Here is a 24,306-nt window from a genome sequence, read left to right on the forward strand (position 1 = left end):
CCCGCGCCCGGTCAGCGGTGTTTGCGCAGGCTCGCAGCCAGGACCAGGGGACCATCATGCCGGCGCCGACCATCACGCTGAACGACGGGAACGTCATGCCGCAGCTGGGGCTCGGCGTCTGGCAATCGCCCGCCGATATCACGGCGGAGGTGGTGCGCACGGCTCTCGCCGCCGGCTACCGCTCCATCGACACGGCCGCCATCTACCGGAACGAGGCGGCGGTGGGCGAGGGGGTGCGCGCCAGCGGCCTGGCGCGCGACGAGATCTTCGTCACCACCAAGCTCTGGAACGACGAACAGGGCTACGACTCCGCCCTGCGCGGCTTCGAATCCAGCCTGAAGCGGCTCGGGCTCGACTACGTCGACCTGTATCTGATCCATTGGCCGGCTCCCGGGCAGGGGCGTTACCTCGACACCTGGCGCGCCCTGCTTCGGCTCCGCGAGGAGGGGCGGGCGCGCTCGGTGGGCGTCTCGAACTTCATGCCCGAGCACCTGCGCCGCATTGTCGGCGAGACCGGTGAGGCGCCGGCCCTGAACCAGGTGGAGCTGCACCCCCGCTTCCAGCAGACGGACCTCCGTTCCGTGCACGCCAGCCTGGGGATCGCCACAGAGGCCTGGAGCCCGCTCGGCCAGGGGAGGCTGCTGGAAGATCCGGTGGTGCGGCAGGCGGCGGAGAAGCACGGCAGGACCGCGGCCCAGGTGATCATCCGCTGGCACCTCGACAACGGCCTGATCGTCATCCCGAAGTCGGTGAACGAGACCCGCATTCGCGCCAACTTCGACGTGTTCGACTTCCAGCTGGACGAAGAGGATCTGCGCGCCTTCGCGGCGCTGGACAGCCCGGTGGGCCGCATCGGGCCCGACCCCGTCAGCTTCGGCTAGGCTGAAGGCGGGCGGAGAAAAACTGCCACGGCCGAGCTCTTCGGCTGGCGCGGGCGCGCCCCATCTGTGAGGCTCCCGGTCCAGGGAGAGGGGCGATGAGCGCACGGCGGCCGTTCGGCCAGAACTATGCCTGGGTGGTGGTGGGCGCGACCTTCGCCGCCCTCATCGCCGCGGCCGGCCTGCGCGCCGCGCCTGGCGTGCTGATGACGCCCTTGCAGCAGGCCTTCGGCTGGGCGCGCAGCGAGGTGTCGCTGGCGGCCGCGGTAGGCATCTTCCTCTACGGCCTGGTGGGTCCCTTCGCCGCCGCCCTGATGCAGACCCTGGGCATCCGCCGCACCCTGGTGGCGGGCCTGGCGGTGATGAGCGCGGCGACGGCGCTGAGCCTCCTGATGACCGAGCCGTGGCACTACGTGGCCACCTGGGGCGTGCTCTCCGGCGTCGGCTCCGGCGCGGTGGCGATGGTGCTGGGCGCCGCTGTGGTCAACCGCTGGTTCGCCAGCAACCGCGGCCTGGTCATGGGCGTGCTCAGCGCGGCGACCGCCACGGGAGCGCTGATCTTCCTGCCGCTGATGGCCCACCTGGTGGAGGCCGGCGGCTGGCGCTGGGTCCCGATGCTGGTGGCGGCAGTGACGGCGGCGCTGATCCCGGTGGTCCTGCTGCTGCTGCCGGAGCGGCCGTCGGATGTCGGGCTGCTGCCCTACGGCGCCACGGAGGCGCCGCCCGCGCCGCCGCCGGCGCGGGCCGTGGACAGCATCCGCCTGGCCTTCGCCGCCCTGGGCCGCGGCGCGCGAACGCCGACCTTCTGGCTGCTGTTCGGCACCTTCTTCGTGTGCGGCCTGACCACCAACGGCCTCGTGGGCACGCACCTGATCAGCTTCTGCGGCGACATGGGCCTGCCCATCGTCCAGGCCGCCGGCCTGCTCGCCCTGATGGGCGTCTTCGACCTGGTGGGGACGACCGCCTCGGGATGGCTCACCGACCGCTACGACCCACGCAAGCTGCTGTTCGCCTACTACGGGCTGCGGGGGCTGTCGCTGATCGCCCTGCCGTTCACCGACTTCGGCATGATCAGCCTGACCATCTTCGCGGTGTTCTACGGCCTGGACTGGATCGCCACCGTGCCGCCGACGCTCAGGCTGGCCAACGAGACCTTTGGCGACCGCGACGCCCCCATCGTGTTCGGCTGGGTGTTGGTGGGCCACCAGGCGGGCGCCGCCACCGCCGCCTTCGGCGCCGGCCTGCTGCGCGACATCTCCGGGCGCTACCTGGAGGCCTTCGTCATCGCCGGCGCCTTCGCGATCATCGCTGCGGCCCTGGCGCTGATGATCCGTCGGGAAGGCGAGGGGACGCCTCTGGCGGCCGAAGGCGCGCCGGCCTGATCAGCCGGCGGCGTGCAGCGGCGGCAGCTCGCCGCGGCTGTGGGCGATGCCCAGTTGCAGGCTCTGGGCGATCATCTCGGCCTTGGCCATGAACACCGCGGCGGCCGCCGGCCGACAGACCTCCCGCGCGGCGTCGCGGAACAGGCCAAGCCAGCGCTCGAAATGCGCGCCCTCCAGGCCGGGGATGCGCACGTGGACCACCATGGGCTGGCCCTTGAACCGGCCGGTCATCAGCATGACCGACGACCAGAAGTCGCACATGCGCGCCAGGTGGGGGTCCCAGTCGGTGATCTGCCCGTCGAAGATCGGCCCCAGCACGGCGTCCGCCCGGACCTTGCCGTAGAAGGCGTGCACGAGGCGGTGGATCATCTCCTCCGTCACGCCGACCGCCGCGCCCGGGGCGATGCGGGCGCGGGCCTGGGCGCGCAGTTCGGGCGTGTCGCCGAGCGAAGGCATGACCTGGATATAGGCGAACCTCCGCCCGGGGCGAACTCCGGGCGACTACGGAGGGGCGTCCCGAGAGGGCGTCACGCCTGTTCGCGATGTGTGGAGGCTCTCGATGGCTCCCCGGGCAGGACTCGAACCTGCGACCCGGCGGTTAACAGCCGCCTGCTCTACCAACTGAGCTACCGAGGATCAGGGCCGTCGAGAGGCGCGGCATATACGCTGCGATTCCGCGGCGCGCAAGCGGGCCAAAGCGCTTGTGGAGCTCCAGGCAAAAAAAGAGCCCGGCGCGAACGCCGGGCTGGAAAAAGTCGGTGATGGTGGGGTGTCTTCAAGGAAGACGCTCACAGGGTCCGCCCTGCTGGTTAAGCGTGCATTAACGGCGGTAAACGGTTCCAAACACTGATTAATTTCTCCGGCCTCGGCCCTCGGCGAGCGATTCATGATTCGCCCGCCGCGCTGCATTGTCGCTCCGGATTGGAGCCGGCCCTCGGATCGGCTACTCGATGCGGGACTCACCACACCTCGGAGGCCGCCATGCGCATCCACTTCACCGGCGTCGCCGGCGCGGGCATGAGCGCGGTCGCCCTGATGATGCGGGACGCCGGCCACGAGGTCTCGGGCTCGGACGCCGACGTCTTTCCGCCCATGTCCACCTACGTGGAGGGGCTGGGCTTCCCGTTCCACCGCAGCTTCGACGCCGCCAACCTGCCGGACGACCTCGACGTCCTGGTGCTGGGCGCCAGCGCAAAGCTGGGCGGCGACGACAACGTCGAGGTGACGGCGGCGCGCGCCCGCGGCGCGACGGTCACCACCTTTCCTGAGCTGGTGGGAGAGGCCACCCGTGAGCGGCTCAACACGGTGGTGGCGGGCTCGTTCGGCAAGTCCACCTGCACCGCGCTCATGGCTCATGTCCTGCGGGAGTCCGGCCACGACGCGGGCTGGATGATTGGGGCGATTTCGCCCTCGCTGCCGGCCACCGGCCACTGGGGAACCGCGCCGGAGGTGATCCTCGAGGGCGACGAGTACATCGTGGGGCCCAACGACCGGCGCTCGAAGTTCGTGCTCTACCATCCGCGCGACGTGCTGCTGACCTCGCTGATCCACGACCACGTCAACGTGTTCCCGACCTTCGCCGACTATGAGGCGCCGTTCCGCGAGCTGCTGCGCCTGCTGCCCGCCGAGGGGTTGCTGGTCGCCCGCGACCACCCGGCGATCCGCGCCATCGCCGGCGAGGCCGCCAGCGGCATCGTCTGGTACGACACGGTCCCGTGCGCCGGCTGGTACAGCGAGGACGTGGTCTATGGCGAGACCACCCGCTTCAGCCTGGTGGCGCCCGACGGCCGGCGCGTGGCGCTGGCCACCAGCCTGCTCGGCGAGCACAACATCGAGAACATCGTCGGCGTCGCCGCCTACCTGCTGGAGCGCGGCCTGGTCACCGAGGTTCAGCTCGCGCGGGCGGTGGCCAGCTTCGCCGGCATCCGCCGACGGCTGGACCGGCTGACGGCAGCCTCGGCCGTGCCGGTCATCGAGGGTTTCGGCTCGTCCTACGAGAAGGCGCGCTCGGCCATCGAGGCCCTGCTGCTGCACTATCCGACCCGGCCGCTGGTGGTGGTGTTTGAGCCGCACACCTTCTCCTGGCGCAACCGCGACGCGCTGCCCTGGTACGACACGGTGTTCGAGGGCGTCGCCCGCGCGCTGATCGTCCCGCCGCCCAGCCATGGGGCGGCGAGCCACAACCAGTCGAGCTTCGAGGAGATCCTCGCCCGGACGGCGGCCGCCGGCATTCCCGTGGAGGGGGTGCGCACCGCCGAGGCGGCCACGGCGGCGCTGTCGGGGCTGAACGGCGACGAGGTGGTGCTGCTGCTGTCGTCAGGCCCTCTGCTGGGCCTGCCCGACAGTCTGCCGCCGGTGTTCGACCGCCTCTACGCCGCCGCCGCGGCCGCCTAGGAGGCCGACGAGATCGCCGGGACGGGCTGGACGTACTGGTCCCGCTTGGCTGCCTTCTCGGCCTCGTTCAGCTCCTTGAACTGCTCGCGCTTGGGCCCGAGGTAGCCGAACAGGTAGGCGGCCACCTTGCGCATCTGGATCTCTTCGGAGCCCTCGGTGATCCGGTAGCGCCGGTGGTGGCGATAGATGTGCTCGAACGGCGTGTGGCGGGAATAGCCCATGCCGCCATGGATCTGCATGGCCCGGTCGGCCGCCTCGCAGACCAGGCGGTTGCCCCAGTAGTTGCACATGGAGACCTTGTCCGAGATCGTCTTCTCGATCTCCTTGTGGTCCATCTGATCCATCTGCCACGCGGTCTTGCGGATCAGCAGCCGCAGCATCTCGCACTGGGTCTGCAGCTCGACGAGGGGCCACTGGATGGCCTGGTTCTCGGCGAGCGGCTTGCCGAACGGCTTGCGCTTGCGGGCGTACTTCACGCTCTCGTCGATGCAGAACTGGGCGGCCCCCAGGCTAGAGGCGGCCTGTCGGATGCGGTTCTGGTGCACGAAGCTCTGGCCAAGGCCGAGACCGCGGTCGATCTGGCCCCAGTAGCTGTCCTCCGGGATCCACACGTTGGTGAAGCTCACCCGAGGGTGGTCCGTCGGCATGTTGAACGTCCACATGTACTCTTCGATCCTCACGCCGGGGGTGTCCGCGGGGACGATGAAGCAGGTGATGCCGGTGGCGTCCCCGTCCTTGCCCGACGTGCGGGCGAAGACCATCACGTGCGTCGCCACGTGCATGCCGGTCGTCCACATTTTTTCGCCGTCGATCCGCCAGCCCGGCTGGCCGTCGCGCTCCTCGCGGACGGCGCGGGTCTCCATGAAGGTCGCGTCGGAGCCGTGGTTGGGCTCGGTCAGGCCGAAGCCCGTGCGCATGCCGCCGTTCAGCAGCTTGTCGCCGTCGCGCTCGTACTGGGCGTTGGTGGCGAACTCCTTGAACATCAGCACGAACGGGTTGTTGCCGACGATCGAGTGCTCGGTCTGGAGGTCGTTGAACAGGCCCAGTCCCTTGGCCGCCAGGTGTTCGCGGATCACCGCCATGGCCAGCTGGCTGCCGCCCTTGCCGCCCATCTCCTTCGGCCAGGCGTAGCGGTAGTGGCCGGCGTCGTCCGCGAGCTTGCGGGCCTTGGCCAGCAGGGCCTCCCACTCGGGCCGGGGCAGGCCCTGGTTGTCCCAGTCCGTGCGGGCGTGCTCGCGGCGGTGATCGAAGAAGCGGTCGTTATCGTCCTGCCGCTGCAGCGGCATGATCTCGGCCTCGATGAAGCGGTCGAGCTCGTCCAGGTAGTCCTGGAGATCCTGGGGAAGGGAGAAGTCCATGACGTTTCCTCGAGACCAGATTTCTCTTGGGCGGAGTTGACGCTGCGGGAGGATTTACAAGCCCGCGGGAGGCCCGCCAGATCACGAGCCTAGACCATCCAGGAGGTTCCGTCGGGTCATGGATTCGCCCGTTGCCGAAGCCCTTCCGAGGCTCGCCGCGCGGCTGGCGGGGGAGGGCGCGCGGGTGGAGGCCGCCCAGCGCCTTTCCGGCGGCGCCAGCATGGAGACCTGGACCTTCGACGTGGTGTCGGGCGAGGCGCGCGAGGGTCTGATCCTGCGCCGGCGCACGGCGCCCTTCGATCCGGAGACCGCCCGGTCCGTATCCCTGGCGACCGAGGCCGCCCTGATCCGCGCCGCTGGCGCCAACGGCGCGCCCGTCCCGCCGGTGCGGCATGTCTGCGACGCAGCGGACGGGCTGGGGGAGGCCTACGTCATGGGCCGGGTCGCCGGCGAGACGCTCGGCAAGAAGATCGTCGAGGATCCGCGCTTCGACGCCGTCCGGCCGGGGCTGGCCCGGCAATGCGGCGCGGTGCTGGCCCAGATCCACGCCACCCCGCCGCCGCCTGAGCTGGGCCTCAAGACGGTCGACGCGAAGCTCGAGCTCGACCGCTACGAGGAGGTCTACCGCGCCACCGGCGCGCAGCGGCCGATCCTGGAGCTGGCCTTCCAGCACCTGCGCAAGCACACGCCCGAGCCCGTGGCGCCGGTGCTGCTGCACGGCGACTTCCGGAACGGCAACATCATGTTCGACCCGGAGCGTGGCGTCGCCGCCGTGCTCGACTGGGAGCTGGCCCACATCGGCGATCCGGCCGAGGACATGGGCTGGATCTGCACCAACTCCTGGCGGTTCGGACGGCCGGAGAAGCCGGTGGGCGGGTTCGGCGAGTACGCCGACCTGCTGGCCGGCTACGCGGCGGCCGGCGGACGGCCGATCCCGCTGGAGCGGGTGCGCTTCTGGCAGATGCTCGGCTCGCTGCGCTGGGGCGTGATGTGCCTCACCATGTACCTGAGCTGGCGCGACGGCCTGGAGAAGTCGGTGGAGCGGCCGATGATCGGGCGGCGGGTTTCCGAGACTGAAGCCGACCTCGTCGTCCTCCTGGAGCAGGGCCTGTGATCACCCATCCCAAGACCGAAGAACTGGTGCAGGCGGTCGCGCTCTGGATCGAGCAGATCCGCCCGGGCCTCGACCCGCGCAATGCCTTCCTGGCGCGGGTGGCGGTGAACGTGCTCTCGGTCGTTGAGCGCGAGCTGACCCGCGGGCCCGAGGCGGAGCGGCGGGCCGTGGCGGCGATGTCGGCCGTGCTCGGCCACGACGGCGCGTTCGCGGCGCTCAACGCCGAGCTCTGCGAGCGCATCCGGGCGGGCGAGCTGACGGTGGAGACGCCGGGCCTGCTCGACGCGCTCAGCGCCATGGCTCGCGATCAGGTGGCCATCGATCAGCCCAAGTACCGGCCGGAGGTGAGCTAGTCCCCTCGGTTCGTCTCGTACTGCGGGACCTTCAGCGGCGGCAGCCAGGGCTCGCGTCGGATGATCCAGCTCTCGTACTGCGGGGCGAAGGCGCCAACCTCGTCGAAGCTCGCCACGCTGATCTCGATCTCGTCGCCGTTGTTGTTGACGACTCGGGCACCACAGGCGGGACAGAATCGCCGCTGGTAGCCGGGCGAGCTCTCCCAGGAGGCGGTTTCGCCCTGCACCTCGACCTGCTCGGCCCGGAACACCACGAAGGGGTTGAAGGCCGCGGCGTGGGCCTTGCGGCAGGTCAGGCAGTGGCAGAGGCCGGCGCGAGCGGGCTCGCCGCGGGTGGTGAAGCGCACCGCGCCGCAGGCGCAGCCGCCGTTCCGGAGGCGTTCGGTCATGAGGCCTCAACGCCTCAGGCGGCCTCGAGCACCCGGATGATCTCACTCTCACGCTCGTTCCACAGGATCGAAACCCGGGCCGCACGGGCGGCGTGGGCGCCGAGGGCCGCCTTCACGTCGCGCTGGCGCAGGCGGCGTGCGGAGAGGCGCAGCAGGGTGCGGCCCGAGCCCTGGTCCTGCTCCTCGTCGTGGAAGCGCAGCACGGCGTCGACGACGGCGGCGGGCGGCGGCAGGGGACGGGGATCGACCACGGGGCGGGCGGCGCGGGGCTTGAAGCGGCGGTAGCGGGCCATCGTTGTGAACTCCGTTGCGGGTTGCGACAGGTTCAGTTCTGATGCGCCGCTGCGACAGAAGCGGACGTACCGATCATGAGGCACGAAAAGGCCGGCCGATTGCTGGAGCTGGCGCGCCTGCTCGCCAGCACGGCCGAGGGGCTGACGCTGGACGAGATCGGCGAGCGCATGGGGGTGGGCCGGCGCACGGCGGAGCGGATGCGGGACGCGGTGCGCGAGATCTTTCCGCAGCTGGAGGAGGTCGACGACCCGCCGACGCGCCGCTTCCGCATCCCCGCTGGCCTGGACGGTCTTTTCCAGGCCCCGACGGCCGAGGAGCTGGCGGCCCTGAACGCCGCCGCCGAGACCTGGAGCGCCCAGGGCGCCACCGCCCGGGCCAACGCGCTGCGGACGCTGGAGCAGAAGGTCCTGTCCGCCACCCGGGCCGCGGCGCGGCGGCGGCTTGCGCCGGACCTCGAGGCCCTGCTGCAGGCTGAGACGATAGCTGTACAGGCGGGGCCGCGTCCCTTCGAGGACGAGGCGGTGCTGGCCACGATCCGGGACGCCCTAAAGGGGCTCTCCACCCTGCGCTTCCGTTACGAGGGCGGATCGACGCCTGGCCGGGTGCGGGAGGTGACGCCCTACGGGGTGCTGTTCGGGCGCGCCAACTACCTGGTGGCCGCTGAGGGGGAGGGCGGCCCGCGCAACTGGCGGCTCGACCGTCTGCGTGACGTGGAGGTGACCGGCCGCCCGGCCCGGCGGGAAGAGGGCTTCAGTCTCCAGGACTATGCGGACGAGAGCTTCGGCATCTATCAGGATGACACCGAAGACGTGGTGCTGCGCATCCTTCCCGCCTCGGCCGAGGGGGCGCTGCGCTGGCGCTTTCACGCGCGGCAAACCATGGAGCGCGACGACGAAGGCGCGGTGATCGTGCGCTTCCGGGCGAGCGGCATGCGCGAGCTCGCTTGGCACCTCTTCACCTGGGGCGACCAGGTGCAGATCCTGCAGCCGCCCCGCCTCAAGGCGCTGATCGTCGAGCAGATCGAGCTGGCGCGCCGCGCCCATACGACCGGAACTGACGCACCCACGCCCTAGCTCTGCTCCTCGTGAAGAGGAGCAAGCCCATGACCGTCACCGCTGACTACGCCGCGCTCTACGAACTGGAGATCCGCCCCCGCCGCCGGCTGGTGCGCGCCCTGGCCCGCGTGGTCTGGGTCGGCTTGTTCCTGGTGCGGCCGCGGCTGGCGCTGGAGATCTGGCGCGAACGGTGCAGCGGAGGCTGACGCCGACGGGGCATTGACTCGCGCCGCGGCTCCGCGAAAGTCCGCGGACCCTGAAGGAGGCGCTGGTGTTCCACCAACCCGTTCGCACCGCCCACGGAGGCAACGACGGCGATGGCGAAGCGCCCGGCGGCGTCTTCGGACGGCTACCCTTCACGATCGAAGGCGATGACCTGCCCTACAAGGTGGAGGTTCTCGACCCGGAGACCGGAGCGGTCGAACGGGTGATCGCGATCGCCGCCGACGCAACCATCGGGTTCGCCGCCTATTATGCGGCGGCCAGGGAGAATCCCGGGCGCGACATCGTCATCACACACAAGGGGAACGTGCTCGCGAAATGGGTGAGCCGCGCCCATTGAGCCCGTGCGCAATGAACAGAGTCCCTGATCATCCGCAGAAGGCTAGCCCGCCGCCCCACGATCTCGACGCCGCCAAGCTTCCGTATGTGATCGAGGTCGTCGGACCGGCGCAGGGAGAGGCGACCGTACTGGCCCGCCTCGAGACCCTGAGCCTGGCCGAAGCCACCTACGAGGCCGCACAGGCCGAGCAGCCCGACGCCTCGATTGTGCTCAGGCAAGGCGATCGCGTGCTGCGCGCAAGCGCGGCCGCCGCCGCAGGGCGCTAGCCGAGCTGCTCCACCGCCCGAGGCGCATGTCCGCCCGCGCTCGCGGCGCGCCTTGGAGCCCCGTGCGCGTCGGAGTAGCCGGCGCCTTTTCGGCGTTGCAGGCACCCCGAGCGGGCGATTGGGCGAAGGCTCGCGCGCCCCGCCTCGCCACAACCCCCTTGAGCCGCGCGGCCGCATCGCGCTCTATCGGCGCTGCAACGGGGGTTTACCAGATGAAGGCGCGCATCCTTGCGACCGTGTTGGCCGGAGTATTCCTGATGGGGGCCGCCCCGAACGACGATCCCTACGCCTGGATGGAGGAGATCGAGGGCGCCCGGGCGCTGGAATGGGCCAAGGCCGAGAACGCCCGTTCGCTGCCGAAGCTGCAGAACGACGCCCGCTACAAGCGCCTCTACGAGGACGCCTTGAAGATCGCCACGGCGACGGATCGGATTCCGGGCGTGGGCTTCGCCGGCGACGGCGCGCTGCGCGACTACTGGCAGGACCGAGAGCACGTGCGCGGCGTCTGGCGCACGACCAGCCTGGAGAGCTATCGGGCGGGCAAGCCCGAGTGGCGCACGATCCTCGACGTCGACACGCTGGCCAAGGCCGAGAAGGCCAACTGGGTGTGGCACGGCGCCGACTGCCTGGAGCCGGACGAGCGGCTGTGCCTGGTGGCGCTGTCTGACGGCGGCAAGGACGCCGACATCGTGCGCGAGTTCGACGCCGAGACCGGCAGGTTCGTCGACGGCGGCTTCCGCCTGCCCGAAGGCAAGCACCGGTACGCCTGGGTGGACCGGGACACCCTGGTGGTGGCCACCGAGTGGGAGAAGGGCCAGGTCACCACCTCCGGCTACCCCTATGTTTTGAAGCTGCTGAAGCGCGGCCAGCCGCTGTCCGCCGCCCAGGAGGTGTTCCGCGGCGACGCCAAGGACGGCGGCTACGGCGTCTCGCCGATCGTGCTGCGCGATCCCGACGGCCGGGTGCAGGCCATCATCGCGCATCGGCCGCTCGACACCTTCAACGCCGAGCACCACCTTGTGACCGAGGCTGGCCCGAAGAAGCTGGACCTGCCAAGCAAGGCCAGCGTCCAGGGGTATGTCGCCGGCCGGCTGCTGGTGAGCCTGGAGCAGGACTGGACGTCGAAGGGCTTCCGCGAAGGCGACCTGCTGGACTTCGACCTCGCGGCGGTGAAGGCGAACCCCGCCAGCCTGGCCGGCAAGCTCGTGCTGCGCCCGACCCAGAGCCAGGCCATCGAGCAGGTGGCGACCACCCGCAACCGGCTGGTGGTGGCGCTGTACGACAATGTGAAAGGGCAGGTGCTGAGCTTCGCCCGCAAAGGCGACGGCTGGACCTCCACGAAGCTGGACCTGCCCAAGGACTCCACCATCAGCATCGGGTCGACCACCGACCACGACGACCGGATGATCGTCTACGCGACCAGCTTCCTGACGCCTTCGCAGCAATTCCTGGCCGACGCGGGCTCGGCCCAGACCTCGATGCTGCGCACGGCGCCGGCGCGCTTCGACGCGTCGAGGCACGTGGTGGAGCAGCACTGGGCCACCTCCAAGGACGGGACCAAGGTGCCGTACTTCGTGGTGCGCCCGAAGGACCTGAAGTTCGACGGAACCGCGCCCACCCTGCTCTACGCCTACGGCGGCTTCCTCGTCAGCCAGACGCCGTCCTATGCGGCCACGGTCGGCAAGCTCTGGCTGGAGAAGGGCGGCGTCTATTTGGTGGCCAACATCCGAGGCGGCGGCGAGTTCGGGCCGCGGTGGCACAACGCCGGGCTGAAGCTGAACCGGATGCGGGTCTACGACGACTTCTTCGCGGTCTCTGAGGACCTGATCCAGCGCAAGATCACCAGCCCCCGGCGGCTCGGCATCATGGGCGGCTCAAACGGCGGCCTGTTGATGGGCGTGGCCCTGACCAAGCGGCCGGAACTCTACAACGCGGTGGTCATCCAGGTGCCGCTGTTCGACATGATCGGCTACACCCACATCGGCGCCGGGGCCTCGTGGGTGGGCGAGTACGGCGACCCGGCCGTGCCGGCCGAGCGGGCGGTGATCGAGAGCTATTCGCCCTATCAGAACCTGAAGCCTGGCCAGAAGTACCCGCGGGTGTTCCTCGAGACCTCCACCAAGGACGACCGGGTGCATCCGGCCCACGCCCGCAAGGCGGCGGCGCGGCTGAAGGAATACGGCTACGATTTCCTCTACTACGAGAACATCGACGGGGGGCACGCGGCGGCGGCCAACCTGAACGAGCGCGCCATGCGCCAGGCTCTGGAGTTCACCTACCTGCACCAGCAGCTGATGGACTGACGGGCAGGGGGCGCGGACATGCGCCGCGCCCCTGACGCCATTCACGTTCGGTATGTCGAAGAAGTCTTGGAGGCCTGACCGGGAATCGAACCCGGGTTCACGGATTTGCAGTCCGGTGCGTCACCACTCCGCCATCAGGCCGCCCGCGAGGCGCTGGGCGCCCCGGAGGAAGCGCTGGCTAACAGAAGCGCCCGCGCTGGGCAACGTCTGTCGGCAGGCCGCATTGCCTTCGCCGCCGGGTGGGACCTATAAGCCCCCGTCGTTTTGCCGCCTATCCCAGAGAGACTCATGGCCGATCTCGCCGCCGCCCGCCTGAACATGGTGGAGAGCCAGGTGCGCACGCAGGACGTCACCGACGTTCGCCTCCACGACGTTATGCGGGTGCTGCCGCGCGAGGACTTCGTGCCGGCCGGCAAGACCTACCTGGCCTACGCCGACTTCGACGTGGAGTACGCGCCGGGCCGCCACCTCATGCGGCCGCGTGACGTGGGCAAGCTCCTGCAAGCCCTCCGGCCGATGCCGGGCGAGCGGGCCCTGGCCATCGCGGCGCCCTATGCGGCGGCGGTGATGGAGCGGCTCGGCCTCAGCGTCGAGCGCCTGGACGGCGAGGACCTGCGCGCCGTGTCCGGCGAGTACGACTGCATCATCTGCGAAGGCGCCGTCGCGCAGGCCCCCGCCGAATGGCAGCGCGCCCTGGCGCTCGGCGGGCGCCTTGCGGTGGTGGAGCGGGACGGCCCGGTGGGCAAGGCCTGCCTTTACCTGAGGACGGACGATGGATTTGGTCGTCGCGATCTATTCGATGCGCCCACGCCCCTTCTCGGAGGGTTCGAGGCGCAACACGGTTTCGCCTTCTAGGTCCGCAAGAAACACCATCGAAACCTCGGGGTGAAAAAAGCTTAAGGTGACGCCCTGTTGGTCTTGCCCTTAGGCATGGTCATAAAGGCTACAGTCTCTCTCGCCTAAATATCGGGGATATCGGATGTCGAAGAGCCTTCGCGGTCGACTGCTCGCCGCGATCTTCAGCCTGGGGGCCGCGGGCGCGACCGCTGCGCCCGCCGCGGCCGAGACCCTCGCCGACGCGATCGCCATGGCCTACGAGACCAACCCGGTCCTGCAGTCGCAGCGCGCGGCGCAGCGCGCCTTAGACGAAAGCTTCGTGCAGGCCCGCAGCGGCTGGCGCCCGACTCTGAACCTCAGCGCGCAAGCGGCGTGGAACGACAACCGGACCCCGCGGGCGGCTCTGGCCAACCCGGCGTTCCCGACCATCCAAGACGGAAACTCCGGCCAGGCGCGGCTGACCTTTTCCCAGCCAATCTGGACCGGCGGCCGTGTCGCCGCCACGGTGTCCGCCGCCCAGGCCGACATCCTGCAAGGCCGCGAGAACCTGCGCCGGGTGGAGAGCCAGGTGATCGGCCAGGTGATCCAGGCCTACGCGGACGTGCGCCGCGACCAGGAAGCCCTGCGCATCCGCCAGGAAAACGTCTCTGTGCTGCAGCGGCAGCTGGAGGAATCCAACGCCCGCTTCGAGGTGGGTGAGATCACCCGCACCGACGTCGCCCAATCGCAGGCCCGCCTGGCCAACGCCCAGGCGGCGATGCAGAACGCAGAGGCTCAGCTCGGCAACAGCCGCGCGAACTACGCGGCGGCCGTGGGCCGCAATCCAGGCACGCTGGAGCCCGAACCGTCCCTGGCCTTCCTGCTGCCGCCCACGGTGGACGAGGCGTTCTCGGTGGCGGAGCAGTTCAACCCGCTGCTGCGCGCCCAGCAGTTCGCCGAACAGGCCAGCCGTGCGCGCCTGGCCGGCGCCCGGGCCGAGCGCCTGCCGCAAGTGGCCGTGCAGAGCACCCTGACCTTCGGCCCCGCGCCGACCGATCCCTTCGAGCGCGGCCTCTACGAGCGGGACGTCACCACCGGCGTTACGGTCAGCGTGCCGCTGTTCAGCGGCGGCCTGACGTCCTCGCGGATCCGCCAGGCGGTGGAGCGCAACAACGCCGACCGGATCACCATCGAGACCCAGCGGCGCACGGTGCTGCAGCAGGTCACCCAGGGCTGGAACCAGCTGATCGCCAGCCGGGCCAACATCACCTCCACGGGCGAGCAGGTGCGCGCCGCACGCATCGCCGCCGAAGGCGTGCGCCAGGAGCAGCAGGTGGGCCTGCGCACGACCATCGACGTGCTGAACGCCGAGCAGGAGCTGCGCAACGCCGAACTCAGCCAGGTGAGCGCGCGCCGCGACGAATATGTGGCCGCCGCCAGCGTGATTTCGGCCATGGGGCGGCTCGAAGGCCGCAACCTGGTGCCCACGGTGCCGCAGTACGACGCGACCAAGCACTTCCGGAAGCTCCGGATCACCTGGGGCTGGGTGCCCTGGGAAGAGCCGATCGCCATCATCGACCGCACGCTCGCCCTGCCGCCGACGCCGCAGCCCAAGGCCAAGCCCGTGGAGCCGGCGATCCCGCCGGGCCTGCAGCCGCCGCCGGCCCAGCCTGTCGCGGCGCCTGCGTCCCGCTGACATCTCGCCTCCCAGGCGAAAATCGCCGGCCCGTGCAAATTGCAGGATCGGCCGCTCCCGCTTACGGTAGGTCCTCAGGGATTCTCTAGAGCGGCGGTCCGAGCCCATGTCCGAACAGTCTTCGCAAGAACCGACGATGGAGGAGATCCTGGCCTCCATCCGCCGGATCATCTCCGAGGACGACGCGCCGCCCGCCGACGCCAAGGCCACGCCCCCGCACGCCGAGCAGCCGCCGACCCCGGTACAGCCTGAGCCTGAGCCGGAGCCGGAACCCGTAGCGGAGGCTGCACCGGTGGAGGACATCGCGCCTCCGCCCGCCACGGCGCGGACGCCGCCTGCGCCCTTGGCCGAAGATGACGACGACGCCCTGGAGCTCACCGACAAGGTCGAGACCCACGGCGATCTCGACGTCTACACGCCCACGGCTCCCGAGCGCGCCGCGCCGCTCGCCGCCGCAGCCCCGGCGGCTCCGCTGGTCAGCGACCGGGTGGCGAGCGCCGCGGCCTCCGCTTTCGACCGGCTGTCCCAGACCATCGCCATGCCGGCCGAGGGCCGGACGCTCGAGGACGTCGTACGCGAGCTTCTGCGGCCGCTGCTGCAGCAGTGGCTGGACGACAACCTGCCGGGCATCGTGCAGCAGGCCGTCGAGGCAGAGGTCGAGCGCATCGCGCGCGGCCGAGTACGCTAGACACCGTTTCACCGCTCATCCCCGCGAAAGCGGGGACCCAGGTGTTTTTGTGCTACTGAGCCTGCTGCTCGCAGGCCGGCGTCAGCCTATTCGCTGAATCGGAAAAAGCCTGGGTCCCCGCTTTTGCCGGGGATGAGCGGAATTGCTATTGGACCGCGCCAGTCAGAAACCGTTCCCCATGCTCGAAAAGACCTTCGATCCCAAGACTGTTGAACCGCGCCTCTACGCCGCCTGGGAGGCGTCCGGGTCCTTCGCGCCCGTGGATGATCCCGCCGCCGAGCCGTTCTCCATTGTCATCCCGCCGCCGAACGTGACGGGCTCGCTGCACATCGGCCATGCGCTGAACAACACCCTGCAGGACGTGCTGATCCGCTTCGAGCGCATGCGCGGCAAGGCCGCACTGTGGCTGCCGGGCACCGACCACGCGGGCATCGCCACCCAGATGGTGGTCGAGCGCCAACTGGCCGAGCAGGGAAACCAGAGCCGCCGCGATCTCGGCCGCGACGAGTTCGTAGCCAAGGTCTGGGAGTGGAAGGGCAAGTCAGGCGGTACGATCGTCAACCAGCTGCGCCGGCTGGGCGCCTCCTGCGACTGGAGCCGCGAGCGCTTCACCCTCGACGAAGGGCTGAGCGCCGCTGTCCGCAAGGTGTTCGTCCAGCTCTACAGGGAAAAGCTGATCTACCGCGACAAGCGACTGGTGAACTGGGACCCGCACTTCCAGACGGCGATCTCCGACCTTGAGGTCGAGCAGCGGGAGGTGGACGGCCACTTCTGGCACTTTGCCTATCCGCTGGAGGACGGCTCGGGCGAGATCGTCGTGGCCACCACGCGTCCGGAGACCATGCTCGGGGACACGGCCGTCGCCGTGCACCCCACGGACGAGCGTTACAAGCACCTGATCGGCAAGTGCGTCCGCCTGCCCATCGTGAACCGGCCCGTGCCGATCGTCGCCGACGAGTACGCCGATCCCGAAAAGGGCTCGGGCGCGGTGAAGATCACCCCGGCCCACGACTTCAACGACTTCATGGTCGGCAAGCGCAACAACCTGCCGATGATCAACGTCTTCGACGACTTCGCGCGGATCAACGACAACGCGCCCGTCGAGTACCGCGGCCTGGACCGCTTTGCGGCGCGGAAGAAGGTCGTCGAGCAGTTCGAGGCCTTGGGCCTTCTGCGCGGCATTGAGAAGACCCGCCACGTCGTCCCGCATGGCGACCGCTCGGGTGTGGTGGTCGAGCCCTACCTTACGGACCAGTGGTACGTGAACGCCGAGGTCCTGGCGCGCGACGCCATCAAGGCCGTGGAAACCGACCGCACGGTCTTCGTCCCCAAGCACTGGGAGAAGACCTACTTCGAGTGGATGCGGAACATCCAGCCTTGGTGCATCTCGCGCCAGCTGTGGTGGGGGCACCGCATTCCGGCCTGGTTCGGCCCGGACGGTAAGATCTTCGTCGCCGAAACCGAGGCGGAGGCGAGGGCGCAGGCCCGCGAACTCTACGGCCGCGACGAGCCGCTGCGGCAGGACGAGGACGTCCTCGACACCTGGTTCTCGTCCGCGCTCTGGCCCTTCTCAACGCTGGGCTGGCCCGAGACGACCGAGGACCTGCGGCGGTTCTACCCGACGCACACCTTGATCACCGGCTTCGACATCATCTTCTTCTGGGTCGCCCGGATGATGATGCAGGGCCTGCACTTCATGGGCGAGGTCCCGTTCAAGCGGGTGTTCATCAACGCCCTGGTCCGTGACGCCTCGGGCGCCAAGATGTCCAAGTCCAAGGGCAACGTCATGGACCCGCTGGAGCTGGTGGACGAGTTCGGGGCTGACGCCCTGCGCTTCACGCTCACCGCCATGTCCGGCGCCGCACGCGACATCAAGCTCTCGAAGCCGCGCATCGAGGGCTACCGCAATTTCGGCACCAAGCTCTGGAACGCTGCGCGCTTCGCCCAGATGAACGGCTGCGCCCGCGCCGCCGGGTTCGACCCGGCTGCGGTGAAGCAGCCGCTGAACCGCTGGATTGTCGGGGAGACCACGCGCACGGCGAGGGCGGTGACCGCCGCCCTGGCCGACTGCGGCTTCGACCAGGCTGCGGATGGGCTCTACAAGTTCATCTGGCGGCAGTTCTGCGACTGGTACGTGGAGCTCGCCAAGCCGATCCTTACGGGCGAAGACGAGGCGGCCAAGGCCGAGACTCAGGCGACGGCGGCGTGGGTGCTCGACCAGATCCTGATCCTGCTGCACCCGGTCATGCCGTTCCTCACGGAGGAGCTGTGGGAGAAGACCGCCGAGCTCGGCGCCAAGCGGGCGCACGACGGCTTCCTGATGACGTCGCGGTGGCCTGACCTGCCGGAGAGCCTGATCGACCCGACGGTCGACGCCGAGATCGAACTGCTGATCGAGAGCATCTCGGAAGGCCGCTCGGTGCGCGCGGAACTGAACGTGCCGCCGTCGGCCCGGCCGCCGCTGCTGGTGGTCGAAGCCTCCGACTCCCAGCGCGAGGTGCTGGCCGACGGGGCCTCGCTGATCGCCCGCCTGCTGCGTGTGGAGGAGGTCCGGTTCGTCGACGCCGCGCCGGAAGGGTCGATCCCCTACGTGGTGGATGGGGCGACGCTGGCCCTGCCGGTGGCCGAGTTCATCGACCTCGCCGCCGAGCGGGCCCGGCTCTCGAAGGAAGTGGCCAACCTCTCGGCCGACATCGAGAAGACCGCCAAGAAGCTCGGCAACCCCGACTTCGTCGCCCGTGCGCCCGAGGAGGTGGTCGAGGAGAACCGCGAACGACTGTCCGAAGCGGAGACCGCGAAAGCCAAGCTCGAAAGCGCGCTCGCGCGCCTCACGGCGGTGGCCTAGCGGAACAGCTTCCGGCGGTAGCTCTCCGCGCCGTAGAGCGACAGGGCAGTGAGCGCCAGGCCCGCCAGGAAGGTGAGCGCCTGCCAAGCGAGGCCGCCCACTTTCGAGGCGTGGATCGGCCAGAACGCGTTGTAGAGCTGCGCGGCCGGCGCTTGGGCGAGCGCGTCATCCACGGCGAGAATGCGGCTCGTCGCAGGGTCGATCCAGATGCTGGTCCGGCCGTTCGCGTGCCACTCCCGGAGCTGGCGCACCCGGATCACCGCGGGCTTGCCGGGGGCCGGGGGGAGCGCGGCCACGCGGATCTCCGCGCCGGGGAAGCGGGCCTGGGCGGCCTCGAAGGCCAGGCGCCAGTCCACCTGGCCGAGTCCGGCGCTGACGGGCGGCTTGGCTCGAGTGAAGCCCATGACGCGGGCCGACAGCTCGTTGAGCGCGACGCCGGCGCCGGTGACGACGATCACCGCCACGATGGGCGCGCTGATGAGGCCGAGGTCGCGGTGCGCCGAGAGCCAGCCGGCGCGGCCGGTCCGGCTGGGTGCTATGCGTCCCGCGAAGCTTCGCCAGGCGGGGAGCCAGACGATGAAGCCCGTCACAAGCATCACGAAGGTGAGCACGCCCGCCCAGCCGGCCACCTTGGTCCCGGTGTCGCCGGAAAGCAGATGGTGATGCAGGTCGAACAGCCAGTCGACCACGCGGCCGTTCTTCGGCCAGGCCTGGATCACCTCAGCCGCGCCCGCCGTGACGTAGCCGCCGCCCTCCTTGCGCAGCACCTCGTGTACGCCGATCGCCGGGCCTGCAAAGATCACTGATCGCATGTCCGGAAAGCGCGCCTGGGCGGCGGCCATGGCGCGGGCCGCCTCCGCGGGCGTGGTGACCACGGCGCGGTTCGCGGTGGGCACAGTGGCGCGCAGCCACTCCGGCTTGAAGACCAGGGCCGACCCTGAGATCGCCAGCGGGATCAGCAGCAGGCAGAGCGCAAGCCCCGTCCAGGCGTGGAGCTTGCGCAGAAGGGCGAGCATCAGAAGGCCCGGGTCACCCGGACCTTGACGGTGCGCGGCGCGCCGACGCCGACGAAGCCGTTGCCGGCCGTGTTCCAGTACTGCTTGTCCGCAAGGTTCTCGACGTTCACCTGGAAGGTCGTCTCGCGGCCGGCGATTTCGCGTTTCAGCCGGGCTCCGACCTCGGCCAGGACATACCCGTCGATGAAGGCCTGGTTCTGCGGGTTCGCCGCGCGGTCACCGGTGTAGAAGAGGCCGGCGCTAAGATGCAGTCCCTCCACCCAGGGCGTCCGCCACTCGGCGAACAGGCTGGCGGTCCACTCCGCGGTGTTTTCGGGTCGCCGGCCGACCACTGCGGCGCTGCCGCGCGTCTGTTCGGCGTCGAGCCAGAGCGCGGAGGCGATCAGCGAGAGGTTCTCGGTCAGCTCGCCCGAGGCCATGGCTTCCACGCCGCGGTAATCCACCTCGCCGTCCAGCACGTAGCGCCGCTCGGGGTTGGTGAAGGCGTTTGGCCGAGTGATCTGGAAGTAGGCGATCGAGGCCACGAGGCTGCGCCCGAACTCGGCCTTGGCGCCGACTTCCCACTGGTCCGACTTGGCCGGCGGCAGCACCTCGAAGGCGTTCACCGCCGCCGGGGGCGCGACCCCGCCTTCCTCCATCCCTTCCAAGTAGGTCGCGTAGAGGCTCACCCAGTCCACCGGCTTGTAGATGAGCGCGCCGAGGGGGGTGGTCTCCTTCACCTCGTAGACGGTGATCGCGCCCGTCGGCGGAGTCGTCACGCTCTGGTAGTCCGAGCGGCGCAGGCCGCCCAGCACCTGCAGCGGGCCCCATTCCATGCGGTCGAAGACGTAGAGGCCTTCGTCGGTGATGTTGGACCGGGCGAGCACCGTTCGCGTCGGGAAGGTCAGGACCGGCAGTCGCCGCGGGTTGAACAGGTTCTGCGGCGTCAGCTGGTTCGGCCCGCTGAAGCCGCGCGAGCGGCGCTCGTTGGCGGTCCAGCCGACGGTGATCTCGTGGGTGATCGGGCCGGTGTCCACGAGGCCGGCGATCTCGGCCCGGGCGTTGCGGTTCGTGAAACGCTGGTCCCGCGTGATCGAGACCTGCAACTGACCATCGCCCGTGGCGAGGTTGTAGTTCTGGAACTGCGTGAAGAAGCGGTCGCGCTCGGTGACGGCTTCGCCGACCTCGAGCTTGGCCGCCCAGCGCGAGGAGATCCGATAGTCGGCGCGGACCATGACGTTCTGGGCGAAGGCGTCGTAGCGCAGCCACTTGTCGCCGAGGTTGAGGCTCGAGTCCGGGACCTCAGGCAGGCGCACGACGCCGCCGACGGCGGGCAGCAGCGCGATCGCGGGCGGCTCGGTGATGTCCTTCTCGATGTACTCGTAGTCCAGTCGGACGCTCAGGCGGTCGCTCGGCTTCACGTCGAGGGCGAGGGTCGCCAGCGCGCGCTCGCCCTGCACCCGGTCCACGCCCGTCTCCACCTCGCCGTAGGCCAGGTTGGCGCGCGCGCCGATACGGCCGTCGGCGAAGCGGCGGCTGACGTCCAGATCGCCCGTGTAGCCGCCGTGGCTGTCGGCCCTGAGGGTCAGCTCGTTGAACGCCTCGTCCAGCGGGCGCTCGGTGGTCATGTTGATCACGCCGGAGGGCGGGACGAAGCCGTAGTAGAGGGCCGACGCGCCCTTCAGGACTTCGACCCGGGCCTTGTTCTCCAGCGGCTGCTCGACGAGGTTGATCACCGGCAGGGCGCCGTTCAGGCGGTAGTTGCCCCGGTTCTCCACCAGGATGCCGCGGATGGCGATGTTGTCGTAGGTGCTGCCGGAGAGCTGCGAGCGGGTGACGCCGCCGGTGTTGCGAAGCGCGTCGTAGAGGCCGCGGGCGGCCTGGGCCTCGATGACCTCGCGGGAAATCACGCTGACGGTCAGCGGGGTGTCGATCACCCGCGCGTTGCGGAAGGAGCCGGCCTGCACGGCCTGGGCGGCGAAGCCGCGGTCGGCGGTGACCACCAGCTCGTCCAGGTCGCGCGGGGCCTCGGCGTCGGACTCGGCGGCGGCGGCCGCGGTGGCGAGGAGGCTGACCCCTGCGAGCAGGAGGGCAGGCAGGCGACGGGGGAGGGACGGCATCTAGGCTCTGAGAATGCTTCTGCGAATAAGTCGCAGCTATAGGGCGGCGGCTTGGCCGTCAAGGCGAGCGCCGGTCTCAAACGGCCGTTTGCCTCTGACGCTGGGTTATGCTTGTTCACCTAGGACGACGCGGGGCCTCCGAGACCCTGCGCATCCATAGGAGTGGAAGATGTCTGAGCCTGCGCTGCCGCCCGGTTGGCCCGCCATGTCCATCCCCCAGGCGCACGCGCTGCTCACCCAGCCGGGCTCGCCGCTGGAGACCGAGGACAAGGTGATACGCGGGATCACCTACAAGACCTGGAAGAACCTGCCGCCGTCGCTGCGCTTCGTGGTCGAGGCGGCCCGCGCCCACGGCGAGAAGGTGTTCCTGGTCTACGAGGACGAGCGGGTCACCTTCGAGGCCTTCTACCGCGCCGTCTCGGCCTTCGCCCGCGAGCTGCAGGCGCAGGGCGTGCAGAAGGGCGACCGCGTGGCGGTCATCATGCGCAACCTGCCGGAGTGGGTCGTCTCGTTCTATGCGGCGGCCTCGCTGGGCGCGATCGTCACCCCGCTGAACGCCTGGTGGACCGGTCCGGAGCTGGAGTACGGCCTCACCGACTCGGGCGCCAAGGTCGTGGTCATGGACGCCGAGCGCTACGAGCGCCTGAAGGAGCACCTGGGGAACTGCCCCGACCTGGTCCGCGCCTATGTGAGCCGTGAAGTCGAGGAGATCGCCCACCCCTACGTCGCCAAGCTGGAGGACGTGATCGGCGGGGCCAACGACTGGGCGAAGCTGCCCGACGAGGCGCTGCCCGCGGCCGAGATCGCCCCTGACGACGACGCCACCATCTTCTACACGTCCGGGACCACCGGTAAGCCGAAGGGGGCGCTGGCCACCCAACGGGCGGTGAACTCCAACATCCTGACGGCCGCCGCCGCGGGAGCCCGCGGCTTCCTGCGCCGTGGCGAGGCGCCCCCGCAGCCCGACCCCACCGCGCCGCAGCGCTCCAGCCTGATCAGCATCCCGTTCTTCCACGTGACCGGCTGCTTCGCCGTGCTGAACCCGGCCCTGTTCGCCGGCGCCAAGCTGGTGATGATGTACAAGTGGGACGTGATCCGCGCCTTCGAGCTGATCGAGCGCGAGAAGATCATGCAGGCCGGCGGCGTGCCGACGATCGCCTGGCAGCTGATCGAGCATCCGGCCCGCGCCAACTACGACCTGTCGTCGCTGGAGGCGGTCGGCTACGGCGGCGCGCCCTCGGCGCCCGAGCTGGTGCGGCGCATCCGCGAGGCCTTCCCCAACAGCCAGCCGGGCCAGGGCTGGGGGATGACCGAGACCTGCGCCACGGTGACCTCCAACGGCGCCGAGGACTATGTGAACCGCCCCGACAGCTGCGGCCCGGCCGCGGCCGTGGCAAAGATCGAGATCCGCGATCCGGCCGACGGCAAGACCGTGCTGCCGCCCGGCGAGGTGGGCGAGCTTTGGTCGTTCGGGCCGATGAACTGCAAGGGCTACTGGAACAAGCCGGAGGCCACCGCCCAGACCTTCGTCGACGGCTGGGTGCGCACCGGCGACCTGGCGCGCATCGACGAGGACGGCTTCTGCTTCATCATCGACCGCGCCAAGGACATGCTGATCCGCGGCGGCGAGAACATCTACTGCGTCGAGATCGAGAACGTCCTCTACGACCACCCAGCGATCATGGACGCCGCCATCGTCGGTATCCCCCACCGGATCCTCGGCGAGGAGCCGGCGGCGGTGGTGACCCTGAAGCCGGGCGCCGAGGCCACCGAGGCGGAGCTGCGGGCCCACGTGGCCGAGCGGCTGGCGGCCTTCAAGGTCCCGGTGCAGGTGCGGTTCTGGCACGAGACCCTGCCGCGCAACCCGAACGGCAAGATCCTCAAGAACGAGCTGAAGAAGCTGTTCGAGGACGACAAGGCCAGCGCCTGAGGACAGCGGCCTGAGGAAGCGCGCCGACGTCCTGCTGGTCGAGCGCGGCCTCTTCGAGAGCCGCGCCCGAGCCCGCGCCGCCATCGAGGCCGGGGGCGTGACGGCCGACGGACGGACGGTGGGCAGGGCTTCCGAGATGCTGGAGGAGGCCGCCGCGCTCGTCGCCGCCCCTGCGCACCCGTGGGTCGGACGGGGCGGGGTGAAGTTGGCCTATGCGCTGGAGACCTGGCCGGTGACGGTCGAGGGCGCGGTGGCGGCCGATGTGGGCGCCTCCACCGGAGGCTTCACCGAGGTGGCGCTGAGCCGGGGCGCTTCGAAGGTCTATGCCGTGGACGTCGGCCGCGGCCAGCTGCACGCCCGCTTGGCCGGCGACCCGCGGGTGGTGAACCTCGAGGCCACCGATGCGCGCGACCTGTCCCCGGCGCTGATCCCCGAGCCCGTCGATCTGGTGGTCACCGACGTCTCCTTCATCGGCCTGGCCAAGGCGCTGCCGGCCGCGCTTGCGCTGGTGCGCGGGGGCGGGGAACTGGTGGCGCTGGTGAAGCCGCAGTTCGAGGTCGGGCCTGAACGGGTCGGCAAGGGCGGGCTGGTCAAGGACAAAGCGGCGCGGCTGGACGCGCTGGAAGGGGTGAAGGCGTTCCTCACCGCGTCCGGCTGGACGCTGCAGGCGACGACGGACAGCCCCATCGAAGGCGGCGACGGCAACCGCGAGTTCCTGCTCTGGGCGCGCAAGGGGTAGGGTCAGTCTTCCCGCGGGGCCGGCGCCCCACGGCGCTTACCTTCACCGCATTGCACTCACCACCATCCCCGCCCTTCCTCCATCGAGGAGGAAGGGGGGGCTAGAAAGCCCTCCTCCTCGATGGAGGGT

At 70.0% G+C, this 24,306-nt stretch carries 22 protein-coding genes and 2 tRNA genes; 16 read left to right on the forward strand and 8 right to left on the reverse strand.

What is annotated here, in order from left to right; translation table 11 throughout:
• Positions 1-56 precede the first annotated feature (56 nt).
• Positions 57-881 (forward strand): aldo/keto reductase, encoded by an 825-nt coding sequence (locus tag VIL67_RS14410; RefSeq protein ID WP_332049603.1) that lies wholly within the window; start codon positions 57-59, stop codon positions 879-881.
• 95 nt (positions 882-976) lie between these two features.
• Positions 977-2,260: an MFS transporter gene (locus tag VIL67_RS14415; RefSeq protein WP_332049604.1), complete on the forward strand. Its 1,284-nt coding sequence runs from the start codon at positions 977-979 to the stop codon at positions 2,258-2,260.
• On the opposite strand, the gene VIL67_RS14420 is transcribed toward VIL67_RS14415, so the two are convergent.
• Positions 2,261-2,716, reverse strand: coding sequence for a group III truncated hemoglobin (locus VIL67_RS14420; RefSeq protein WP_332049605.1), 456 nt, complete (start codon positions 2,714-2,716; stop codon positions 2,261-2,263).
• Between the two features lie 104 nt (positions 2,717-2,820).
• A tRNA-Asn gene (locus VIL67_RS14425) sits at positions 2,821-2,896 on the reverse strand.
• Between the two features lie 345 nt (positions 2,897-3,241).
• Between VIL67_RS14425 and VIL67_RS14430 the strand changes: the two genes are divergently transcribed.
• Positions 3,242-4,654 carry a Mur ligase family protein gene (locus tag VIL67_RS14430; protein WP_332049606.1) on the forward strand — a complete coding sequence of 471 codons (1,413 nt, stop codon included), beginning with the start codon at positions 3,242-3,244 and terminating at the stop codon, positions 4,652-4,654.
• Here VIL67_RS14430 and VIL67_RS14435 read toward each other — a convergent pair.
• Positions 4,651-6,012 carry an acyl-CoA dehydrogenase family protein gene (locus tag VIL67_RS14435; RefSeq protein WP_332049607.1) on the reverse strand — a complete coding sequence of 454 codons (1,362 nt, stop codon included), beginning with the start codon at positions 6,010-6,012 and terminating at the stop codon, positions 4,651-4,653. The genes VIL67_RS14430 and VIL67_RS14435 overlap by 4 nt on opposite strands.
• Positions 6,013-6,130: 118 nt before the next feature.
• On the opposite strand from VIL67_RS14435, the gene VIL67_RS14440 reads away from it, so the two are divergent.
• Positions 6,131-7,126: a phosphotransferase family protein gene (locus VIL67_RS14440; RefSeq protein WP_332049608.1), complete on the forward strand. Its 996-nt coding sequence runs from the start codon at positions 6,131-6,133 to the stop codon at positions 7,124-7,126.
• A complete protein-coding gene (locus tag VIL67_RS14445) occupies positions 7,123-7,479 on the forward strand; it encodes a DUF6285 domain-containing protein (protein ID WP_332049609.1) in 357 nt (118 codons plus the stop codon). Before VIL67_RS14440 ends, VIL67_RS14445 begins: the two co-directional genes overlap by 4 nt.
• Here VIL67_RS14445 and VIL67_RS14450 read toward each other — a convergent pair.
• Both VIL67_RS14450 and VIL67_RS14455 read right to left on the reverse strand, forming a co-directional pair.
• Positions 7,476-7,868: a GFA family protein gene (locus tag VIL67_RS14450; protein ID WP_332049610.1), complete on the reverse strand. Its 393-nt coding sequence runs from the start codon at positions 7,866-7,868 to the stop codon at positions 7,476-7,478. The two genes, VIL67_RS14445 and VIL67_RS14450, sit on opposite strands and share 4 nt — an antisense overlap.
• Before the next feature lie 14 nt (positions 7,869-7,882).
• Complete coding sequence (locus VIL67_RS14455) at positions 7,883-8,161, reverse strand: hypothetical protein (protein WP_332049611.1); 279 nt, start codon at positions 8,159-8,161, stop codon at positions 7,883-7,885.
• Positions 8,162-8,236: 75 nt separating this feature from the next.
• On the opposite strand from VIL67_RS14455, the gene VIL67_RS14460 reads away from it, so the two are divergent.
• The 5 genes from VIL67_RS14460 to VIL67_RS14480 all read left to right on the forward strand — a co-directional run bounded on the left by VIL67_RS14460 (position 8,237) and on the right by VIL67_RS14480 (position 12,348).
• On the forward strand, positions 8,237-9,235 hold the full coding sequence (locus VIL67_RS14460; protein ID WP_332049612.1) for a helix-turn-helix transcriptional regulator: 999 nt from the start codon (positions 8,237-8,239) through the stop codon (positions 9,233-9,235).
• Positions 9,236-9,264: 29 nt separating this feature from the next.
• A complete protein-coding gene (locus VIL67_RS14465) occupies positions 9,265-9,423 on the forward strand; it encodes a hypothetical protein (protein ID WP_332049613.1) in 159 nt (52 codons plus the stop codon).
• A 65-nt stretch (positions 9,424-9,488) separates the two neighbouring features.
• Positions 9,489-9,779 carry a hypothetical protein gene (locus VIL67_RS14470; RefSeq protein ID WP_332049614.1) on the forward strand — a complete coding sequence of 97 codons (291 nt, stop codon included), beginning with the start codon at positions 9,489-9,491 and terminating at the stop codon, positions 9,777-9,779.
• 11 nt (positions 9,780-9,790) lie between these two features.
• Positions 9,791-10,045 carry a hypothetical protein gene (locus tag VIL67_RS14475; protein ID WP_332049615.1) on the forward strand — a complete coding sequence of 85 codons (255 nt, stop codon included), beginning with the start codon at positions 9,791-9,793 and terminating at the stop codon, positions 10,043-10,045.
• 212 nt (positions 10,046-10,257) lie between these two features.
• The gene (locus VIL67_RS14480; RefSeq protein WP_332049616.1) at positions 10,258-12,348 is read left to right on the forward strand and encodes a prolyl oligopeptidase family serine peptidase; all 2,091 of its coding nucleotides are present in this window, start codon (positions 10,258-10,260) and stop codon (positions 12,346-12,348) included.
• Between the two features lie 67 nt (positions 12,349-12,415).
• Here the strand turns inward: VIL67_RS14480 and VIL67_RS14485 are convergent.
• A tRNA-Cys gene (locus VIL67_RS14485) sits at positions 12,416-12,489 on the reverse strand.
• A 147-nt stretch (positions 12,490-12,636) separates the two neighbouring features.
• Between VIL67_RS14485 and VIL67_RS14490 the strand changes: the two genes are divergently transcribed.
• The 4 genes from VIL67_RS14490 to VIL67_RS14505 all read left to right on the forward strand — a co-directional run bounded on the left by VIL67_RS14490 (position 12,637) and on the right by VIL67_RS14505 (position 18,393).
• The gene (locus tag VIL67_RS14490; RefSeq protein WP_332049617.1) at positions 12,637-13,203 is read left to right on the forward strand and encodes a protein-L-isoaspartate O-methyltransferase family protein; all 567 of its coding nucleotides are present in this window, start codon (positions 12,637-12,639) and stop codon (positions 13,201-13,203) included.
• 124 nt (positions 13,204-13,327) lie between these two features.
• Entirely contained in the window at positions 13,328-14,860 is a 1,533-nt protein-coding gene (locus tag VIL67_RS14495; protein ID WP_332049618.1) for a TolC family outer membrane protein, read from the forward strand.
• A gap of 106 nt (positions 14,861-14,966) precedes the next feature.
• The gene (locus VIL67_RS14500; RefSeq protein ID WP_332049619.1) at positions 14,967-15,548 is read left to right on the forward strand and encodes a DUF2497 domain-containing protein; all 582 of its coding nucleotides are present in this window, start codon (positions 14,967-14,969) and stop codon (positions 15,546-15,548) included.
• Between the two features lie 178 nt (positions 15,549-15,726).
• Entirely contained in the window at positions 15,727-18,393 is a 2,667-nt protein-coding gene (locus VIL67_RS14505; protein ID WP_332049620.1) for a valine--tRNA ligase, read from the forward strand.
• Here the strand turns inward: VIL67_RS14505 and VIL67_RS14510 are convergent.
• The gene (locus tag VIL67_RS14510; RefSeq protein ID WP_332049621.1) at positions 18,390-19,409 is read right to left on the reverse strand and encodes a PepSY-associated TM helix domain-containing protein; all 1,020 of its coding nucleotides are present in this window, start codon (positions 19,407-19,409) and stop codon (positions 18,390-18,392) included. The genes VIL67_RS14505 and VIL67_RS14510 overlap by 4 nt on opposite strands.
• Positions 19,409-21,508 carry a TonB-dependent siderophore receptor gene (locus tag VIL67_RS14515; protein ID WP_332049622.1) on the reverse strand — a complete coding sequence of 700 codons (2,100 nt, stop codon included), beginning with the start codon at positions 21,506-21,508 and terminating at the stop codon, positions 19,409-19,411. The genes VIL67_RS14510 and VIL67_RS14515 overlap by 1 nt, the downstream gene beginning before the upstream one ends.
• A 169-nt stretch (positions 21,509-21,677) precedes the next feature.
• On the opposite strand from VIL67_RS14515, the gene VIL67_RS14520 reads away from it, so the two are divergent.
• Positions 21,678-23,438: a class I adenylate-forming enzyme family protein gene (locus tag VIL67_RS14520; RefSeq protein ID WP_332049623.1), complete on the forward strand. Its 1,761-nt coding sequence runs from the start codon at positions 21,678-21,680 to the stop codon at positions 23,436-23,438.
• Between the two features lie 10 nt (positions 23,439-23,448).
• Complete coding sequence (locus tag VIL67_RS14525; protein WP_332049704.1) at positions 23,449-24,177, forward strand: TlyA family RNA methyltransferase; 729 nt, start codon at positions 23,449-23,451, stop codon at positions 24,175-24,177.
• The last annotated feature ends 129 nt before the right edge of the window (positions 24,178-24,306 follow it).

The sequence above is a fragment of the Phenylobacterium sp. genome, assembly GCF_036563385.1.
Lineage (GTDB): Bacteria > Pseudomonadota > Alphaproteobacteria > Caulobacterales > Caulobacteraceae > Phenylobacterium.

Bases quoted from the DNA above. Each gene is read 5' to 3' on its own strand.
- VIL67_RS14490 (WP_332049617.1), top strand. From the start codon at position 12,637: ATGGCCGATCTCGCCGCCGCCCGCCTGAACATGGTGGAGAGCCAGGTG.
- VIL67_RS14495 (WP_332049618.1), top strand. From the start codon at position 13,328: ATGTCGAAGAGCCTTCGCGGTCGACTGCTCGCCGCGATCTTCAGCCTG.
- VIL67_RS14415 (WP_332049604.1), top strand. From the start codon at position 977: ATGAGCGCACGGCGGCCGTTCGGCCAGAACTATGCCTGGGTGGTGGTG.
- VIL67_RS14440 (WP_332049608.1), top strand. From the start codon at position 6,131: ATGGATTCGCCCGTTGCCGAAGCCCTTCCGAGGCTCGCCGCGCGGCTG.
- VIL67_RS14420 (WP_332049605.1), bottom strand. From the start codon at position 2,716: ATGCCTTCGCTCGGCGACACGCCCGAACTGCGCGCCCAGGCCCGCGCC.
- VIL67_RS14430 (WP_332049606.1), top strand. From the start codon at position 3,242: ATGCGCATCCACTTCACCGGCGTCGCCGGCGCGGGCATGAGCGCGGTC.
- VIL67_RS14515 (WP_332049622.1), bottom strand. From the start codon at position 21,508: ATGCCGTCCCTCCCCCGTCGCCTGCCTGCCCTCCTGCTCGCAGGGGTC.
- VIL67_RS14510 (WP_332049621.1), bottom strand. From the start codon at position 19,409: ATGCTCGCCCTTCTGCGCAAGCTCCACGCCTGGACGGGGCTTGCGCTC.
- VIL67_RS14455 (WP_332049611.1), bottom strand. From the start codon at position 8,161: ATGGCCCGCTACCGCCGCTTCAAGCCCCGCGCCGCCCGCCCCGTGGTC.
- VIL67_RS14505 (WP_332049620.1), top strand. From the start codon at position 15,727: ATGCTCGAAAAGACCTTCGATCCCAAGACTGTTGAACCGCGCCTCTAC.
- VIL67_RS14480 (WP_332049616.1), top strand. From the start codon at position 10,258: ATGAAGGCGCGCATCCTTGCGACCGTGTTGGCCGGAGTATTCCTGATG.
- VIL67_RS14450 (WP_332049610.1), bottom strand. From the start codon at position 7,868: ATGACCGAACGCCTCCGGAACGGCGGCTGCGCCTGCGGCGCGGTGCGC.
- VIL67_RS14520 (WP_332049623.1), top strand. From the start codon at position 21,678: ATGTCTGAGCCTGCGCTGCCGCCCGGTTGGCCCGCCATGTCCATCCCC.
- VIL67_RS14435 (WP_332049607.1), bottom strand. From the start codon at position 6,012: ATGGACTTCTCCCTTCCCCAGGATCTCCAGGACTACCTGGACGAGCTC.
- VIL67_RS14410 (WP_332049603.1), top strand. From the start codon at position 57: ATGCCGGCGCCGACCATCACGCTGAACGACGGGAACGTCATGCCGCAG.
- VIL67_RS14475 (WP_332049615.1), top strand. From the start codon at position 9,791: ATGAACAGAGTCCCTGATCATCCGCAGAAGGCTAGCCCGCCGCCCCAC.
- VIL67_RS14465 (WP_332049613.1), top strand. From the start codon at position 9,265: ATGACCGTCACCGCTGACTACGCCGCGCTCTACGAACTGGAGATCCGC.
- VIL67_RS14500 (WP_332049619.1), top strand. From the start codon at position 14,967: ATGTCCGAACAGTCTTCGCAAGAACCGACGATGGAGGAGATCCTGGCC.
- VIL67_RS14460 (WP_332049612.1), top strand. From the start codon at position 8,237: ATGAGGCACGAAAAGGCCGGCCGATTGCTGGAGCTGGCGCGCCTGCTC.